The organism is Deltaproteobacteria bacterium (genome assembly GCA_016875225.1).
Classification (GTDB): Bacteria; Myxococcota_A; UBA9160; order SZUA-336; family SZUA-336; genus VGRW01.
In genome coordinates this window covers 1-18,032 of the sequence record VGRW01000040.1, presented here as the reverse complement: position 1 = coordinate 18,032, position 18,032 = coordinate 1, and the positions used below count along the sequence as shown (strand labels likewise).

The window sequence follows — 18,032 nt, the reverse complement described above, 5'->3', positions numbered from 1 at the left end:
GACGGAAACACGACCGCGTCGCGAATGGGCAGAAGAGGAAGCTGACCGGGGATCTCGAAGGTGCCGGGGGATTCGCTTTCCACGAGTCAGGAAATCGACGCGCGCGAGCCCGAGCTTGATGCGCGGACGTGCGAGCGTCGACTATTCCGGTAGCGGCGTGGCGACGATGGCGGATCCGCGCACGGTCAGGAACTCGAGTGACTTCCGAGCTCCGCCCGCGGAGTCGAACGATCCGAGTCCGGTCACGCCCGCGTTCGGTGGAAGCTCGAGCAGACGCTCGCGCAGCTGGCGACCGTCGGCTCCCTCGCTGTCGAGAAGCGCGGCGCGCACGGTCATGGCGGCGTCGTAGCCCTCGGCGGCGTAGGCGTCCGGCGTGCTGCCGTAGCTCTCGCTGAAGCGGTGCATGAACTCGACCACCTCGGGCCGCGCGCTGTTCGCGAAGAACTCGTCGGTGAACACCGAGCGCTCGGCCTCTCGCGAGGCGATCTTCACCAGCGCCGCGTCGTTCCAACCGCTCGGGCCCAGGTACACCACGTCGCGCACGTCGAAGAAGCGCAGCTGCGGCAGGATCAGTCCAACGCTGGCGGCGTCGTCGGGAATGAAGATCGCGTCGAAATCCACGTAGGGCGGAAGCCCCGCGAGCTCGGGCGACGCCAGACGCTCGGCGTTCGCGACGGCGTTGCGGCGCAGCTTGTCGCGCTCCTTCACGCGCTCGCTCTGGCCGGGAGAGAGCGGCTCGAGCCCGACCATCAGCTTGATCTGCTTCTGCCAGTCCACGGAGCCCGGCGGGTAGCTCTCGATCGCCACGACGCTGCCGCCGTTCGCCTCTATCGCGTCCCAGAAGCGGTTCTTGAACGTCGTGCCGTACTCGTCGTCGGGGTACAGGATCGCGTAGCGCCGGCAGCCGCGCTGCTCCGCGCAGAAGCGCGCGAGCTCGAAGGCCTGATCGCCGGGCGTGAGCCCGAGGCGGAACACGAACTCGCCCAGATCGGCCACGTCGTCGCGGCGCGCGAAGCTGAGCAGCGGCACCTGCGCGGACTCCGCGATCGGCGCCGCCGCGACCGCCTCGCTCGAGCGCACCGGGCCGAAGACCGCGGCGACGCCGGAGGCGGTGAGCTCGCGCGTGGCCGCGGCCGCGATCCCGGCGTCGCCCGCCGAGTCGCGCACGAGCAGCCGCAGACGCGAGGGCGAGTCGGCGTAGATGCCGGAGCCGAGCGCGATTCCGCGCAGGATCGACTCGCCGATCTTCGCGTACGGGCCACTGAGCGGCAGCACGACCCCGAGCGTCGCTTCGCCGCCGCTCGCGCGATCGGAGGCGCGCGCGAGCAGCCGATCGCGTGTGTCCGCGTCGGCCGCGGAGAGCTGGCTCGGCAGTCGATCGAGTGCCGCGCGCGCCTTCGCGGCGTCGCCGCGCGCGAGCGCTCGCGTCGCGAGCTCCAGGTTCACCCGATCGCTCACCGGCCCGCGCGGCAGCTTGCGCGCGAGCGCTTCGAGATCGGGCTCGCGCAGGCGGCCGTCCACGAGCTCGCCGATCTCCGCGTCGAGCTCGGCGAGCTGCGTCGCGTCGCTCGTGTCGCGGCGCGTGAGGGAGAGCGCGTACAGCGCGGCCGGCCAGTCACCGGAAGCGCGCGCCAGGTCCGCCTGCATGCGGAACAGACGCGCGCGCTGCGGCGCAGATGCGCTCGAGTGACTCGAGCGCTCGAGCAGCCGCCGGCCGTCGTCGGGGCGGTCGAGCTCTCCGTAGAGGGTGGCGGCGCGCAGCGCGGCATCGACGTTCCAGCGGCTCTTCGGGTAGCTCTCGACCAGCCTCTGCCAGGTCGACGCGGCTCGCTCTGGCTGCTTCTTCGCCAGCTGCGCCTCGCCCATCAGGTAGAGCGCCTCGTCCGCCTGCTTGCTCCGCGCGAGCTCGCTCTGGAACCGGACCAGCACCTGCTCGGCGCGCGCCGGATCGCCCTTGGCCAGGAGCGCGCGCGCCGCGTCCAGATCGGACCTCGCGGCGCTCTCGTAGCCGACGTTTCGGCCCTCGCGCACGACCGACGGCTGCGCGCACGAGAGCGCCAGCGCAGCCAGGAGCGCCGCGCAGGCGAACGGCCGCGCGCTCACTCGAACAGATCCCGGAGCTTGTCGAGGAATCCGCGCCGGCGCGGCGAGACCTCGTCGCCGGTGACGCGCGCGAACTCCTCGAGCAGCTCGCGCTGCCGCGCGTCGAGCTTCGTGGGCACTTCGACGAAGATCCGCGCGACGATGTCGCCGCGCGGCCCGCCGCCCAGGCGCGGGAGCCCGCGGCCGCGCAGCCGCACCTGCTCGCCGGACTGCGTGCCCGGCGAAAGCTCGACGCTCTCCTTGCCCTCGAGATTGGGCACCTCGACCTCGCAGCCGAGCGCCGCCTGCGCGATCGAGATCGGAACCTCGCAGTGCAGATCGGTTCCGTCGCGCTCGAAGAGCGGATGGTCCCGGACGTGGATCACCACGAAGAGGTCGCCGGGCGGGCCGCCGTCGTAGCCGGCCTCGCCCTCGCCCTGCAGCCGCAAGCGGACGCCCGTGTCGACCCCGGCGGGGATCCGAACCGACAGCGACTGCAGCGTCTCGAGCCGCCCCTTGCCGCGGCACTCGGCGCAGGCGCGCTTCAGGCTCTGGCCCAGCCCGCCGCAGCGGTCACAGGTCCGCGCCATGCGGAAGAAGCCCTGCTGCAGCGCGATCTGGCCGCGCCCGCCGCAGCGCGCGCAGGTCTCGCGCTCGCCGCCCGCGCCCGCGCAGGCCGCGCAGGCCTTGTGCTTCGGGATCTTCAGCGTCTGCTCGCCGCCGAGCGCCGCAACGCCGAAGTCGACCTCGAGGTCGTAGCGCAGGTCCGCGCCGCGCCGACCGCGCCCGCCGCGCCCGTTGCGGCCGAAGATGTCGCCGCCGAAGAACTCCGAGAACAGATCCCCGAAGCTCGAGAACGGGTCGAAGCCCGCGAACGGGTCGCCTGCGCCCTGGCCGCCGCCGAAGGCCTGGTGACCGAATCGGTCGTACTGCGCGCGCTTCTCGGTGTCCGAGAGCACCGCGTACGCCTCGCTCGCTTCCTTGAACTTGGCCTCGGCTTCGGGATTTCCGGGGTTCTTGTCCGGGTGGAACTGGTGGGCGAGCTTGCGGTAGGCCTTCTTCAGGTCCTCCGCGCTGACGTCCCGCGCCACACCCAGGGTCTCGTAGTAATCGCGCTTCATCGGGGCGCGCCTAGGCTATGGCCTCGGTCGCCCCGCGCAAGCCCGTCTGCGCGGCTCAATCCTCGATCAGCTCGTCGTCGGAGGAGCCCGAGGCGGGGCTCGTGGCGGGATTGGCGACCGCGGTGCCGCCGTCGATCCGCTCGTACATCGCCTCGGTCATCTTGTAGGCGAGCTGCTGCAGGTCCTCGACGGCCGTGCGCAGCTCCTCGGAATCGCTGGCCGAGAGCGCCTTTCGCGCGCGGGCCAGGGCGGTCTCGACCTCGCCGCGCTCGCTCGCCTCGAGCTGGGCGCCGTACAGGCCGAGCGCCTGGTCCACCGAGTAGATCAGGCCCTCGCCGGTGTTGCGCAGCTCGACCATCGCCCTTCGCTCGGCGTCGCCCTCGGCGTGCGCCTCGCCCTCCTGGACGAGCTTCTCGATCTGGTCCTGACTGAGCCCTCCGGAGGCGGAGACGCGGATCTGCTGCACGCGGCCGGTGCCGAGCTCCTTGGCGCTCACGTTCAGGATTCCGTCGGCGTCGATGTCGAAGCTGACCTCGATCTGCGGCACGCCGCGCGGTGCGGGGGGAATTCCGATCAGCTCGAAGCGGCCAAGCGTCTGGTTGTCGGCGGCGAGCTCGCGCTCGCCCTGCAGGACGTGGATGCGGACCAAGTTCTGGTTGTCCTCGGTGGTCGAGAACACCTCGCCCTTGCGCGTCGGAACCGTGGTGTTGCGCGGGATGATCTTGGTCATGATCCCGCCCTGGGTCTCGACGCCGAGCGAGAGCGGCGCCACGTCCAGGAGCAGCACGTCGGCCGCCTCGCCCTTCAGCACGCCGGCCTGGATCGCCGCGCCGACCGCGACCACCTCGTCGGGGTTCACGCCGCGGTGCGGCGCGCGGCCGAAGATCTGCTCGACCTTCGCCTGCACGCGGGGCATCCGGGTCATGCCGCCGACCAGGATCACGCGGTCGACCTGGCTCGCCTGGAGCCCGGCGTCCGCGAGCGCCGCGACGCAGGGCGCCTCGAGCCGATCGATCAGCTCCGCGACCAGCTCCTCGACCTTCTCGCGCCGGATCGTCTGAGTCAGGTGCTTGGGGCCCGACGCGTCGGCCGCGATGAACGGCAGGTTCACGTCGGTCTCGGGCGCGGACGAGAGCTCCTGCTTCGCGCGCTCGGCCGCCTCCTTCAGGCGCTGCAGTGCCATCGGGTCGGAGCGCAGATCGCCGCCGGGATTCTCCTCGGCGAACCGATCGGCCAGCCAGTTCATGATCCGCTGATCGAAGTCCTCGCCGCCGAGGTAGGTGTCGCCGTTGGTCGAGAGCACCTCGAAGACCGAGTCGCCGATGCGCAGGATCGAGACGTCGAAGGTGCCGCCGCCGAGATCGAAGACGGCGATCGTCTCGTGGCCTTCCTTCTCGAGCCCGTAGGCCAGCGCCGCCGCGGTCGGCTCGTTGATGATGCGCAGCACGTTCAGGCCCGCGATCCGACCCGCGTCCTTGGTCGCCTGGCGCTGCGCGTCGTTGAAGTACGCGGGCACGGTGATGACCGCCTCGGTCACCTCCTCGCCCAGGTAGTCCTGCGCGGTCTCCTTCATGCGCTTCAGGATCAGCGAGGAGATCTCCTCGGGGCTGTATTCCTTGTCGAAAAGCTTCACCCAGGCGTCGCCGCTGGGCGCCTCGCAGATCTCGAACGGCGCGACCGCGCGGAAGCGCTCCACGCACTCGTCGTCGAAGCGGCGGCCGATCAGCCGCTTCACCGCGTAGACGGTGTTCGCGGGGTTGGTCACGCCCTGCCGTTTGGCGATCTGCCCGCAGAGCTTCTCGCCGCTCTGGTTCGCGGCGACGATCGACGGCGTGGTGCGGCTGCCCTCGCTGTTCGCGATGACGACCGGCTCGCCGCGCTCGAGGATCGCGACGCAGCTGTTCGTGGTGCCCAGATCGATTCCGACGACTCTTCCCATCACTCCCGATCCGCGACCGGGGATGAGTCGGCTCGAAGCGCTCGATCTATCCCGGTTCGCCTGCGACCGCGACCATGGCCGGACGCAGCAGTCGATCCTTCAGTCGATATCCCTTCTGGTGCACCTCGACGACGGTGCCGGGTGCGTGCTCGCTCGTGACGACGCGTCGCACCGCCTCGTGCACCTGGGGATCGAACGGCTTTCCCGCGGCCTCGATCTCGACGACGCCGAAGCGTCCCAAGATCTGCATCAGCGCGCGGTGGGTGAGCTCGACCCCTTGCAGAAGGTTCTCGCTGTCGGCTCGCTGCTCCTCCTTGCGACCATGAACGACGGCCCGCTCGAGGTTATCGACGACCGGAAGCAGGTCCTTGACGATGCTCTCGTTGGCGTAGTTGAGCAGGTCCTGGCGTTCCCGCAGGTTCCGCTTGCGGAAATTGTCGTACTCGGCGGCGAGGCGCAGATAGCGTTCCTTCAGATCCGCGATCTCCGCCGCATCGGCGGCGTTCGCGGCGGGCGGCTCGGGCGCGGCTTCGCCGCTGCTCTCGAGCTCAGCGATCAGCTCTTCGGGAAGGTCGACCTTCGGCCCCTTGGAGTCGCTCATTCCACACCCTTTCGGACTCGCGCGACAGGAACTGTCAGGTGAGGGCGGGTCCGAGCTTTCCCGACACGTAGCGCACCACCGGGATCACCCGATCGTAGCGCATGCGCACCGGGCCGATCACGCCGAGCCCGCCGCGAAGCGGCGCCGATCCGACCGGCTCCGCCACCACCGCACAGCGCGCGACGCCGGGGTCGCCGAGCTCGTCGCCGATCACGACGCGGAGCTCGCCGGCCGAGAGCACGTTGTCGAGGAGCGCGAGCATGCGCTGCTTCTCGTCGAGCGCGCGCAGCAGCTCGCGCAGCCGCGGGCCGTCCTCGAACTCGGGCTGGCAGAGGATCTGGCTGCGATCGCCGACGTACAGCTCCGCCCCGACCTCGACCTGCAGCCCGAGCCGGCCGAGCGCCACGTGCCTGCGCCAGAGCGCGTCGCGCTGGGCGCGGTCGCCCTCGATCTCGGCTTCGAGGCGGCTGCGCGCCTCTTCGAGCGTGAGCCCGGCGACCAGCCGAGAGAGCGACGCGGAGATACGGTCGAGCTTGCGCTGGTCGCAGTCGCGCTCGTCGAGAAGGCGCGTGCGCACGACGTCGCCTTCCGAGACCAGGATCGCCATCACGCGCTCGCTCGAGACGCGCACGAAGCGCAGGGCCGCCAGCCGCAGCCGCTCGCCGTCGTGCGCCAGGCAGAAGCCGAGCTGGCCGGTGACGTGCGTGAGCACGTCCGCCGCGCGGCGCAGGCCGTCCTCGACGGCGCCGACGGGCCCTTCGAGCTCGCGCGCGAGCTCGCGCGGCAAGGCGTGGCCGCGCGCGGGAGCGTGCAGAAGCTCGTCGACCCAGAGCCGGAACGCGGCGTCCGTCGGCACGCGACCGGCCGAGGTGTGCGGCTGCTCGAGCAGGCCGAGCTCCATCAGCTCGCTCATCGCCCCGCGCACCGTCGCCGAGGAGACCCGCAGCCCGCTCTGCTCGCAGGCGTCGCGCGAGCCGATCGGCAGGCCGCTCTCGACGTAGCCGCGCAGCACGGCCAGCAGGACCTCGGACAGACGCTCGGGCAGCTCGCGAAGCTCGTGCACGACGAGCGAGGCTAGCGGCGCGCGCTTTGGCGTGTCAACGCCCGCCGTCGTCGCCGAGCAGGCCGGAGAAGACCTCGTCCGCGAAGAGGATTCCCCGCTCTGTGAGCTTCAGCGCGCCGGCCTCGTCGCAGATCAGGCCGCGCTCGCGAAGCGCCGCGAGCTCGGCCGCGAAGAACGCCTCGGGGGCGGCGCCGAAGCGGCGCAGGAAGTCGGCGCGGCTCACGCCGTCGAGCCGGCGCAGGCCCAGGTAGAGCGTCTCGCGGCGGGCCTGCTCGTCGGAGAGCGTCTCGGAATCGACGATCGGGAGTCGATCGCCTTCGAGCGCCGCGCGCCACTCGCCGAGCGTGCGCGCGTTCCGCCAGCGCGAAGCGCCGAGTAGAGTCGCCGACGACGGGCCCAGACCGAGCACGTCGCCGCGCAGCCAGTAGCGCTGGTTGTGGCGCGAGCGGTGCCCCGGGCGCGCGTAGCTCGAGATCTCGTACTGCGCGATCCCCGCGGCGGCCAGGCGCGAGCGGAGCAAGCGGCTCATCGCGAGCACGGTGTCCTCGTCGGGAAGGTCGAGCACACCCCGCTCGGCGCCGAGCGCGAACGGCGTGCCGGGCTCGATCGTGAGCGAGTAGGCCGAGACGTGCGGAACGCCGAGGTCGATCGCGGTCTCGACGTCGCGGAGCTGCGTGTCGAGGCTCTGGCCGGGCGCTCCGTAGATCAGGTCGACCGAGAGCGTGGGGAAACCCGCGGCCAGGCAGGCCTCGAGCCCGCGCAGCGCCTCCCTACCCTTCTGAGCGCGGCCGAGCCTGCGCAGCACCGCGTCGTCGAAGGCCTGCACGCCCAGCGACAGGCGCGTCACGCCGGCCTCGCGAAGCGCGGGAACGCGGGCGACCTCGAGCTGGCCCGGGTTCAGCTCGACGGTGATCTCGGGCGACGCGAAGCGCAGCTCGGCCGAGAACGCCGCGAGTAGCCGCGAGATCGACTCGGGCGAGAGCAGCGCGGGCGTGCCGCCGCCGAAGTACACGGTCGCGATCTCGCGGCCGGCGACGCGCTCGCGCAAGAGATCGAGCTCGCGCAGTGCCAGATCGACGAATTCGCGCTCGTCGCGCTCGGCCAGCCGCCGCACGCCAATGACGTCGAAGTCGCAGTACGGGCAGACGTGCTCGCAGAACGGCACGTGCACGTACAGCCCGAGGTCGGCTTCGCCCGCGCCGCTGCTTGTCTGAGAGGCCAACCCCCGTATCCTATGCGGCCCGAAGCGCGTCGGGGAGGAGCCGGAGCTTGCGTAGTAGCCCAGGGATCGCCTTGCTCTGTCTGCTCTGCGCGTGCGCGATCGCGCCCGCGACCTCGACTCGCGAGCCGATGAGCCTCGAGAAGGACGCAATGCTCAGAACCACACTGCCCAACGGCCTCGAGGTGATCCTGGTCGAAGACCACTCCGCGCCGGTCGTGGCGCTGAACGTCTGGGTCCGGGTCGGAAGCGGCGACGAGCGCGACGAGCAGTGGGGCATGGCGCACGTGCACGAACACATGCTCTTCAAGGGCACCGAGCGCCGCGGCGTGGGCGAGATCGCGCGCACGGTCGAGGGCGCCGGCGGGAACATCAACGCGTTCACCTCGCACGACATGACCGTCTACCACATCACGATGGCGAGCCGTGACCTGCCGGTGGGAATCGACGTGCTCGCCGACGCGATGCAGGGCTCGACCTTCGACGCGACCGAACTCGCGAAAGAGGAAGAGGTCGTGATCGAGGAGATCCGCCGCTCCGACGACTCACCCGACAATCTCCTCTCGCAGGTGTTGTTCGCGACCGCGTTCCAGACCCACCCCTACCGCAAAGAGGTGATCGGCACGCAGGCGAGCGTGCGAAGCTTCACGCGCGAGGGCCTGCTCGACTTCTACCACTCGTGGTACGTGCCGAACAACATGACCATGATCGCGGTCGGCGACTTCGACCCGAAGGCCGTGCTCGCGCAGATCGAGGGTGCGTTCGCCGCAGCGAAACCGCGCGCCGACCTGGCGCACCCGCGCGCGCCCGAGCCGGAGCAGAGCGCGCCGCGCGCCGCGGTGGTGCCGAGCCAGTTCGAGCAGTCGCTGCTCGGGATCGGCTGGAAGATCACCGCGTTCGAGAATCCCGACACGCCGTACCTCGACCTGCTCGGGATGGTGCTCGGCAGCGGCGACAGCTCGCGGCTCTACCGCGAGGTGAAGGACCGCGCGCAGCTCGTGCACGGAATCCACGCTAGCTCCTACACGCCGCTCGATCCGGGGCTCTTCGTCGTCGACGCGGAGCTCGACGCCGACAAGATCGAGGCGACCGTCGGCGCGATCGCCGAGCAGATCCGGCGCGTGCGCGACCTGGGCCCGTCCGAGGCCGAGCTCGAGCGCGCGCGCACGAACCTGCTCGCGAGCCAGGTGCACGAGCGCGAGACGATGCAGGGCCAGGCGCAGAAGCTCGGCTACTTCGAGGTTCTCGCCGGCGGGATCGAGGCCGAGGCGCTGTACCTGGAGCGCGTGCGCCGCGCGACGCAGGCCGACCTGCAGCGCGTGGCGAAGACCTACCTGTCGCCGGAGCGCGCGACCGTGGTCGCGCTCACCGCGAAGGACGCGAACGGCTCGGTCGACTCCGCGAAGCTGCTCGCGGCGCTGGAACGCGGCGCGGGAAGCGCCGGGCCGAAGCTCGACTTCGTCGAGCTTCGCGACGGGATCCGCGAGTACCGGCTCCCGAACGGGCTGCGCGTGGTGGTGAAGCGCAACGAGAACGTGCCGCTGGTCTCGCTGCGGCTCTCGTTCCTGGGCGGACTGCTCGCCGAGACCGAGAGCACGCAGGGAATCACGTCGTTCCTGGCCGAGATGCTCTCGCGCGGAACGACATCGCGAAGCTCCACGCAGCTCGCGACCGAGATCGAGGACATCGCGGGAGATCTCTCCGGCTTCTCGGGGCGCAATAGCTTCGGCTTGCAGGCGGAGTTTCTGACCGAGTCGCTCGACACCGGGCTCGACCTGTTCGCCGACGTGCTGCTCCACCCGGCCTTCCCGCCGGACGAGATCGCCAAGGTCAAGGTCGAGCGGATGGCCGCGCTGCGCCGCCGCGAGGACAGCCTTTCCACCAAGGCGTTCGAGGCGTTCCAGCAGGCAATCTATCCCGAGCATCCCTACCGCTTCTCGTCGATCGGCACCGCGAAGTCGATATCGTCGCTCGATCGCGAGGCGCTCGCGCGCTACTTCGCGAGGTACGCGCAGCCCGCAAACGGCGTGCTCGGCGTGGTCGGGAACGTCGATCCCGACGGGATCGTCGCCGCGATCGCATCGCACCTTTCCGACTGGCCCGGCAGCGGAACCGTCGCGCTGCCGGCGCGAAAGACGCCCGAGGCGCCCGCGCGAATGCGCGAGGTCTCGCTAGCGAAGAACAAGAACCAGGCGCACGTGGTCTACGGCTTCCTCTCGCTCACGATCGGCGACCCCGACCTGCCCGCGCTCGACGTGCTGACGCAGATCCTCTCGGGTCAGGGCGGGCGGCTCTTCCTCGAGCTGCGCGACAAGCAGAGCCTGGCCTACACGGTGGGGGCGTTCGACCGCGAGGGCGTGGACCGCGGCATCTGGGGCGTGTACATCGCGGGCGAGCCCGCGAAGCTCGGCGAGATGACGGGCGGGATCGAGAAGGAGCTCGCGAAGATCGTCGAGGGGCCGATCCCCGACGAGGAGCTCGCGCGCGCGAAGGCGTACCTGATCGGGAGCCAGGCCGTGTCGCTGCAGCGCTTCGGCACGCAGGCGAGCCTGCTCTCGCTCGACGATCTGTACGGGCTCGGCGCGACCTACCACCTGGACTACGACCAGCGCATCAGCGCGGTCAGCGTCGACGACGTGAAGCGCGTCGCCAAACGCGTGATCCGGCTCGACGCGCCGGTGATCGCGATCGTGAAGTAGCGCGCGCCTAGTAGCCCAGCGCCGCGCCGTCGCGGCGCGGATCGGTCGAGCCGAGCCAGGTGTCGGAGCCCTTCTCGCGCACGATCAGCTGCACCGCGCCCATCGGAAAGCGGCTCGGCTCGACGCGGTGGCCCCAGGCGCCGAGCTTCTCGAGCACGTCGCGCGGGTGGCCCGGCTCGACCATCAGCACGTCGGGGCTCCACTGGTGGTGGAAGCGCGGCAGCGCCACCGCCTGCTCCGGCCCGAGCCCGAAGTCGACGCTGTTCAGCAGCGTCTGCAGCACCGCGCTGATGATGAACGTGCCCATCGGGCTGCCGACGACGTAGCGGACCTGGTCGCCGTCGAGCACGATCGTCGGCGTCATGCTCGAGAGCGGCCGCTTTCCGGGCTGGATCGAGTTCGCGGCCTGGCCGACCGCGCCCCAGGCGTTGGGGGTGCCGGGAAGCGAGAAGTCGTCCATCTCGTTGTTCAGCACGATTCCGGTTCCCGGCACGGTGATGAGCGAGCCGAACAGCGTGTTCACGGTCTGCGTGAGCGACACCGCGTTGCCCTGCTCGTCGACGACCGAGATCTGTGTCGTGCCGCGATCGTCGGGCGGCGCCGGCGCGGCGCGGCGCGTCTTCGGAATCGCCGGCTTGCCCCAGTTCCACGGCGCGCGCAGCAGGAAGAACGGCGGGCGCAGCAGCGCCGCGAGCTGATTGCCGTACGCCTTCGACGTGAGATGCTCGGTCGGAACCCGCACGAAGCCCGGATCGCCGAGATACTCGGCGCGATCCGCGAAGGCGAGCTTCATCGCGCCCGCGATCAGGTTCACCGTCTGGCTCGAGTTCGCGCCCAGCGCGGCGAGGTCGTAGGGCTCCAGCGCATTCAGCATCTCGACCAGAAGCACGCCGCCCGAGCTCGGCGGCGGCATCGACACCACCGAGAGCCCGCGGTACGTGCCGCGCACCGGATCGCGCCAGATCGGCTGGTAGCCGGCGAGATCGTCGAGCGAGAGCGCGCCGCCGGTCGCGTCGACGATCTTTCGCGCGAGATGCCCGTACGCGAGCGCCCCGCCGCCGCGCGCGCCGATCTCCTCGAGCGTGCGCGCGAGATCGGGCTGGTAGAGCCGCCAGCCGAGCTCCGGCACCTGCCCTGCGTCGAGCTGGATTCGCGCGGTCTCGGGAAAGCCCGCGAGCCGCGGCGCGACCATCTGCAGCATGCGCCGCTCGCCGGGCGCGACCTCGACGCCGTCGCGGCAGAGCCTTATCGCCGGCTTCACCAGCTCGCGCCATTCGAGCGACCCGTAGCGGTGGTGCAGCTCGTACAGCCCCTGCACCAGGCCCGGCACCGCCACCGCGCGCGGGCCCGCGAGCGTCGCGCCAGGGATCGGCTTGCCCTGATCGTCCAGGTAGGCGAGCTCGCTCGCCGACGCGGGCGCGGTCTCGCGCGCGTCGAGCGCGCTCACCTCGCCCGACTCCGCCATGTACACCACCGCGAATCCGCCACCGCCGATCCCCGAGCTGTACTGGTGCGCGACCCCCGCCGCGAAGGCGGTCGCGACTGCCGCGTCCACCGCGTTCCCGCCGCGCCCGAGGATCTCGCGCCCCGCCGCCGCCGCCGGCCCGACCGACGTCACGACCATGCCGCGCTTGCCCCACGCCGGACCGGGCTCGGCCGCGATTGCGAGCCGCGCGAGCGGCGCCAGCAGCAGTGAAGCGCAGACGACGAGCCAGCCGACGCGAGTGATGTTGCGCATGGCCGCGGACCGTATCACGCGCTCTCGCGCGCGTGCTAGCGTTCGCGCCCGTGACGCTCCGACGCATCGCCGCGCGCGCCGGCGCGCTCGTCCTCGCCGCATCTCTCGCGCTCGTCTTCGCATGCCGGCCGGGCGCTCCCGCGCGCGAGGTCGCGGTGCTGCGCGTGCGCGGCCACGGCGAGATCCGCTTCGAGCTCCTGCCCGACAAGGCCCCGCGCCACGTCGCGAGCTTCAAGTCGCTGGCCGCCGCGCACTTCTACGACGGAACCACCTTCCACCGCGTGATCCCCCGCTTCCTGATCCAGGGCGGCGACCCCAACTCGAAGGACGCCGACCCCGCCAACGACGGCTTCGGCGGCCCCGGCTACGCGCTTCGCGCCGAGTTCAACGACCTGCCCCACCTGCCCGGCACCGTCTCGATGGGCCGCGCCTCCGGCCCCGACAGCGCCGGCTCGCAGTTCTTCATCATGACCACCGCCTCCGAGCCCTGGCGCCCGAAGCTCGACGGCCAGTACACCGCCTTCGGCCGGGTCCTCTCGGGCCAGGACATCGTCGACCGCATCTCCGCCGCCCCCCGCGACGCCAACGACCGCCCGCTCGCCGACGTGGTGGTCGAGAGCGTGACGGTCGAGCCGGGCTGAGCCATACTGCGCGGCCTTGGCGCGGTAGCTCAGCTGGTAGAGCAGCGGACTGAAAATCCGCGTGTCCCCGGTTCGATCCCGGGCTGCGCCACCAGCGAAGCGCGCGACGGTGCTCGCTTTTCGACGCGGGCGTGTGGACGGCCGCGACTGTCGATTACGACGAGGGGCCGCCCGGGGGCCGTTTCAGGGGCCGCGAGTGCGTTCGCGTAGCCGCCCGACTCCTCGGGCATGAAATGCCCGTACACGTCGAGAAGCATTTTCGCGCTGGCCCAACCGCCCTGCGCCTGGATCCACTTGAGCGGCGTACCGCGCGCCATGTGCAGCGACGCGAAGCTGTGCCGCAGCGAGTGGATCGAGAGGCGCTTCTGCGTGCCGACGACCTTGCGGACGATCGGCCGGAAGATCCGGTCGCGGAGATTTCGCGGATCGTGGAGCCCGTGGGCTTCGTTCGGGAAGGCGAGCGTCTCGTCGCCGCACAGGTCGGGTCGAACCGCCCGCATCGCTTCGACCAGGCGCGTCGAGAGCTCGACGGTGCGCGCTCGGCCGCTCTTCGTGCCCCCGAGGCTCTTGCCGCTCGAGAAGCTGCGCTCGATCCGCGCGGTCGCGGCGTTCAGATCGACGTCGATCCACCGCAGAGCCGAGGCTTCGCCGATCCGCGCTCCCGTGTCGGCCAGGAAGAGGAACAGCCGCAGGTAGGGCGGATGCTTGGCTTCGATGGCCGCGAGCACCTTCGCGAGCTCGTCCGCCGTGAGCACGTCCCGCGGCGTCACGGTTCGGTCGACGCGCGCGCTGCGGCGCCGGGCCGTCGTCGGGCGCAGCTCGCTCCAGCGACGGACCGGATTCTCGCCGATCAGGTCGCCCGCGCGGGCGTGGTCGAGGATGCGCCGCAGTACGCCAAGCGCCTTCTCGATGGACCGAGGCGACAGCCCGTCGTCGGTCAGGTCCGCGTGGAGCCGCTGTACCTCGCGGACGGTGATCGAGCGCAGATCCGTCCGCTCGAGGTGCGGAATCAGATTCACGCGCAGATTCGACTCGTACTGCCGCACCGTCATCGGAGCCAGGTGCCCGTGGGATTCTCGGCCTAGCGGCTCCTGCACCTCGCGACGCAGCCACTCGAGCGCATACTCGCGGAAGGCGATCTCCGATTGCGCGCGTCTCGGCGAGGGCGCGACGAACGCCCCCTTGGCCAGGTCGGCGTTGACGTGCGCGGCCGCGACCTCGGCCTGCGCCTTGTCCTTCGGGGTCGCACCGAAGCGCCGCTTGATGCGCTTCCCCTGGTAGTGGAGCACGAGCCACCACGCCCCCCGAATCCACCTCGTCTTTGCACTCATCGCTTTTCCCCTCGGGAGCGCCGCAGGAAGGCGTCGATCGCCTGTCGGATCAGGTCCGAGACCGAAACCCCGCGCGCCTCGGCGATCTGCCCCAGGCGCTCCCTCTGCGCGGCTTCGATGTGCAGCGTCACGGAGCGCCGTTCCTCGAGGATTGCCGGCCGCCCTGCGCCTGGCCTGGCTCCGCCCCGCTTGCTCTTCCTTGCGGCCACGTCGGAATACTCGCATGGCCAACTAGAAACTACAAGCACCTATCAATACTCCCTCAGGCGAGCGAGGACTTCATCAGCGACTGCGCGGCCATCGAGCGGACTCGCCATGGAACGCGAATCCGTCCCGACCACGGAATCCCGCTCGGCGCTCGGCTGCCCTACCCGCTCCGCGATGAACCGATGGAGCCCCTCGACCGGGAAGAGCAGCGTGCCACCGTCGCGAAAGTGAGGAAGCCGGGGGAGCATGTCCCGGAGCTTTCGCAGCGAGACGCCGAGGACGAGCGCAGTCTCATCCGCGCGCAGCGTGAGGCGGTTCGCGAGGTCGATCGATCGGCGCTTCTCAGCCAAGGCGCGGCCTGACAGCGAGAATCTCCGCGCTCGGGCCGAAGGCCTCGCGCACGTCGAGGATCTCGGCCAGGTCGCGCACCTCGAGCCCGGCCAGCATCTCGCAATCGGCGAAGGTAAGGACAGGCAAACGGCCCGCCGCCTCGGCGAGGTCCTCGAGCGCAGCTCCGTCGCGCGCGAGGAGGAAGTCGCGACCGAGTGCGCGGGAATGGAGCACCGCGAAGGGGATCGAGCAGTCCTCGAGGAACCGATCCAAACGAGCCCGGGCCGAGCGAGTGAGGGAGGCCTGGTTCCGGAACAGCGCGAGAAGCTCGGCCTTCTGCGTCGCGAGCGCCTCGAGGTCCTGCTCGCCAAGCACTCCCCGGGGAGCAACCACGCGGAGCCGGCCCCGGTGCACGTCGATCCTCGCGCCGAGCGCCTCGATGCGGGCGAGCACGCGCGCAGCGCTCATAGCAAGTGCTCCTCGATCTCGGACTCCCGACGTCGCTCGTCTTCCGCGAAGGCGCTCAAGTCCTGGGGATGAGCGCCTTCGGTAAATTTGAGCGCCTTCGGCAGCTCAAGCACCCAGCCACCGCGCATGCCGGTCTTCCGGCGCGTGACTCCGAGCTGCTTGCGCGCTCGTCGGATGGTGGCCTCGGAGATCCCCGCGCTACGTGCGCTCAGGCTCAGATCGCGAGCGGCGACGCCGCCTCGAGCGAGCGCCTCGCGCAGAAAGTTTACGGCGTCGTCGACCGCGGACCGTTCCTCGTCCGCTATGGGAGAGGCGAGCAGGCTTGCGGCGGAGTGGGTCGACTCCCCGAGCCACTCGAGCCGCACGCTCGAGTCGGCCGGCAAGAGCCTATATGCGAGCGACGGTGCGCGCTCCGCAAGGTTGCTCTTGACCACTGCGAGCACGCGGCGCGAATCGTCGTCGGGGTCGCGCGCCGCGAGAAGGCCCGATCTTGCGGCTCCGATGATCCCGATGCTGCCACCGCCGCGGTAGAGAGCGTGCCCGCCCGAGCTCTTGTTCAGGTGGCGAACGATGAGCACCGCCGCCCGTGTCCGTTCGGCGAGCTTCGCAAACGGCGCGAGTGCTCGGCGGACGTCCTGATCCTTGTGCGACGAGTGCGTCCCCGAGAGGTACGCCATGAACGGGTCAACCACGACGAGAACCGCGCCCGTCGCCTCGATCGCTCGCTCGATCGTGTCGAGGTGCTCTGGGATCGACACCGGCACTAGCTCCTCGCGCTCATTCCGCACACCGGGGAGAGCGCTCACGCGCGAAGCGTCCGCGCCCGCCGCGATCAATCGGGGAAGGATCGTGTCTTCTGGGTCGTCCTCTGCCGAGAGCAAGAGAACTCCGCCAAGCGTACCGGGAGCGCCATCGGGCATCGCCTGCCCTGTGGAGACTCTCGCCGCGAGGTCGAGAGTGATGGTCGACTTCCCGACGTCCGGGTCACCGTCGAGAACGCTCAGCTTTCCGCGTGGGATGCGGCCCGGCCATAGCCATTCAACCACGCGTGGCCGGACCGTCGCGAGGTTTATGAGCTCAGCGCAGTTGGCCGATCGGCCCCCGGGATCGACGAGCTCCACGCAATTCGCAATAGCGTCGAGATCGCAGGCGTCGCCGAGCGGTTCTGTCGCAAGCATTCCCTCGCGAGCGGGCCGGCCGTTCAAGTAGTCGCGAAGGTCACCGTGCTCGCCCAGATCCGCCGGCAGAGTGACGATTCGCGTAGAAACGCCCTGTGACCGCCACCACGCGTCAGCCTTCTCGGCCCCGTCGCGGCCCGCGTCATCGAGATCGCGAACCACGCAGACCTCGCGCGGCCGAAGCCCGCGCAGCCATTCCCCGTGGCGATCGTGCGCCACCAGCGAGCTCGCACCGCCCATACTCGTGACGACGTGCGCAAGGCCTGCATCGACGCAGGCGAAGAGATCGCTCTCGCCTTCGACATCCCATAGCCGCTCGACTGCGAGTGCGCCCCCGCGGAGCGCAGGCGAGACAACCAGCGACACCGAGCCCGCGTTCCAGCGGATTAGCTTGGCGTCCTCGAGTCTCGGCTTGCCCGACGCATCGATAGCCCAGAGCTTCCGCGAGCCCGAAAGCGCGGGGATTGCGAGCCACTCCGCGCCGTAGCAGCGGACGCGCACAAGCTCGAGTGCGGTAAGTGTCTGCTCGCGCAGGATGCGCCGCGACCGCTTGAGTGCGGCGACCTGCGCCGCCGTCGGTGGCCCGAGGATCTCAATACGCGCCCCAGAGTCGCTCCGCGCTCGCTCGACCCGCGCTCCATCGTCGTCGAAGAGGTCCCGCATCTCGAGCCCGAGCCTGGCGACGATCGCCTCGACGGTACAGTTCCGATGGCATTTCAAGAGCACCTTTCCGTCGCGTTCCGTGACGCTGAGCGAGGGCGTGCGATCGTCATGCGCCGGACAGCGCCAGGTCTTGCCGCCGTCGCGCGTGGTCGACCCTACACGCTCCAGCGCTGCGCGAATTCGAGCGAGCGCGGTCATGACGCCGCCTCAGCCTCGAGCGCGAGCAGCGCCGACTCGATCGCGTCGCGCGTCGCGACGAGCTCGGCGAGCTCCACGGCGTCGATCGCCGCGCGTCGCGCGATCTCCCGCGCGAGCTCGAGGCGCGCGGCCGTCAGCGCAGCCGCGAGCCCGCCCGCCGCCGCGACGTGCAGCGCCGCGAGCGCGGCGTCGCGCAGCACGAGGACGCGCCGGCCGACCCGCACCACCGGAATCCGTCCCGCGGCGACGAGCCGTCGCACGGTGCGCTCCGCGAGCCCGAGCTCGTGGGCGAGGTCCAAGACCGAGACGGCGTGTCGTGGCATGCCCCCGAGTCTAGAACTGGCAAGTGACCGTCCCGGATCTTCGCGTCAAAACCTGGAACGCGGCCGCCCCGTAGTTTTGGCGCGCCGAGGAGACCGGGTCCGCTCTAGCCCGCATTTCTCACCACGGTGATCCGTAGGTGGTCGCGGTGCGCTGCGAGGGCGTCGGCGGTGGTGGCTCGGCGGCCGAGGGCCAGCGGCGGCCTTCGAGGGGATGGCGGGCCGTTCGCCGGC

13 protein-coding genes, 1 tRNA gene and 1 pseudogene are annotated in these 18,032 nt (G+C 70.7%); 3 read left to right on the top strand and 12 right to left on the bottom strand.

Features of this window, described 5'->3' with window-relative positions:
• Nucleotides 1-141 precede the first annotated feature (141 nt).
• The 6 genes from FJ108_11030 to hemW are packed head-to-tail and all read right to left on the bottom strand — an operon-like array spanning nucleotide 142 to nucleotide 8,178.
• Nucleotides 142-2,103: a tetratricopeptide repeat protein gene (locus FJ108_11030; protein ID MBM4336426.1), complete on the bottom strand. Its 1,962-nt coding sequence runs from the start codon at nucleotides 2,101-2,103 to the stop codon at nucleotides 142-144.
• Entirely contained in the window at nucleotides 2,100-3,203 is a 1,104-nt protein-coding gene (dnaJ, locus tag FJ108_11025; GenBank protein MBM4336425.1) for a molecular chaperone DnaJ, read from the bottom strand. Before dnaJ ends, FJ108_11030 begins: the two co-directional genes overlap by 4 nt.
• A 55-nt stretch (nucleotides 3,204-3,258) precedes the next feature.
• Complete coding sequence (dnaK, locus tag FJ108_11020; protein MBM4336424.1) at nucleotides 3,259-5,142, bottom strand: molecular chaperone DnaK; 1,884 nt, start codon at nucleotides 5,140-5,142, stop codon at nucleotides 3,259-3,261.
• A 46-nt stretch (nucleotides 5,143-5,188) separates the two neighbouring features.
• A complete protein-coding gene (gene grpE / locus FJ108_11015; GenBank protein MBM4336423.1) occupies nucleotides 5,189-5,743 on the bottom strand; it encodes a nucleotide exchange factor GrpE in 555 nt (184 codons plus the stop codon).
• A 34-nt stretch (nucleotides 5,744-5,777) separates the two neighbouring features.
• Nucleotides 5,778-6,806 carry a heat-inducible transcription repressor HrcA gene (gene hrcA, locus FJ108_11010; GenBank protein MBM4336422.1) on the bottom strand — a complete coding sequence of 343 codons (1,029 nt, stop codon included), beginning with the start codon at nucleotides 6,804-6,806 and terminating at the stop codon, nucleotides 5,778-5,780.
• 34 nt (nucleotides 6,807-6,840) lie between these two features.
• On the bottom strand, nucleotides 6,841-8,178 hold the full coding sequence (hemW, locus tag FJ108_11005) for a radical SAM family heme chaperone HemW (GenBank protein ID MBM4336421.1): 1,338 nt from the start codon (nucleotides 8,176-8,178) through the stop codon (nucleotides 6,841-6,843).
• Here hemW and FJ108_11000 point away from each other — a divergent pair.
• Nucleotides 8,157-10,724 (top strand): insulinase family protein, encoded by a 2,568-nt coding sequence (locus FJ108_11000; protein ID MBM4336420.1) that lies wholly within the window; start codon nucleotides 8,157-8,159, stop codon nucleotides 10,722-10,724. The genes hemW and FJ108_11000 overlap by 22 nt on opposite strands.
• Nucleotides 10,725-10,731: 7 nt before the next feature.
• Here the strand turns inward: FJ108_11000 and ggt are convergent, their stop codons facing one another.
• The gene (gene ggt, locus FJ108_10995) at nucleotides 10,732-12,585 is read right to left on the bottom strand and encodes a gamma-glutamyltransferase (GenBank protein ID MBM4336419.1); all 1,854 of its coding nucleotides are present in this window, start codon (nucleotides 12,583-12,585) and stop codon (nucleotides 10,732-10,734) included.
• A 32-nt stretch (nucleotides 12,586-12,617) separates the two neighbouring features.
• Between ggt and FJ108_10990 the strand changes: the two genes are divergently transcribed.
• Together FJ108_10990 and FJ108_10985 are read left to right on the top strand one after the other, a co-directional pair.
• Entirely contained in the window at nucleotides 12,618-13,103 is a 486-nt protein-coding gene (locus tag FJ108_10990; GenBank protein MBM4336418.1) for a peptidylprolyl isomerase, read from the top strand.
• A gap of 18 nt (nucleotides 13,104-13,121) precedes the next feature.
• Nucleotides 13,122-13,197, top strand: a tRNA-Phe gene (locus tag FJ108_10985).
• A 139-nt stretch (nucleotides 13,198-13,336) separates the two neighbouring features.
• On the opposite strand, the pseudogene FJ108_10980 reads toward FJ108_10985, so the two are convergent.
• From FJ108_10980 to FJ108_10960, 5 genes and pseudogenes are all read right to left on the bottom strand, one after another.
• Nucleotides 13,337-14,434 (bottom strand): annotated as a pseudogene (locus FJ108_10980) (site-specific integrase).
• The gene (locus FJ108_10975; GenBank protein MBM4336417.1) at nucleotides 14,431-14,682 is read right to left on the bottom strand and encodes a ribbon-helix-helix protein, CopG family; all 252 of its coding nucleotides are present in this window, start codon (nucleotides 14,680-14,682) and stop codon (nucleotides 14,431-14,433) included. Before FJ108_10975 ends, FJ108_10980 begins: the two are co-directional and overlap by 4 nt.
• A 301-nt stretch (nucleotides 14,683-14,983) precedes the next feature.
• Entirely contained in the window at nucleotides 14,984-15,439 is a 456-nt protein-coding gene (locus FJ108_10970; protein ID MBM4336416.1) for a hypothetical protein, read from the bottom strand.
• Nucleotides 15,436-17,478, bottom strand: coding sequence for a hypothetical protein (locus tag FJ108_10965; protein ID MBM4336415.1), 2,043 nt, complete (start codon nucleotides 17,476-17,478; stop codon nucleotides 15,436-15,438). Before FJ108_10965 ends, FJ108_10970 begins: the two co-directional genes overlap by 4 nt.
• Entirely contained in the window at nucleotides 17,475-17,801 is a 327-nt protein-coding gene (locus tag FJ108_10960; GenBank protein ID MBM4336414.1) for a helix-turn-helix domain-containing protein, read from the bottom strand. Before FJ108_10960 ends, FJ108_10965 begins: the two co-directional genes overlap by 4 nt.
• Nucleotides 17,802-18,032: the final 231 nt, after the last annotated feature.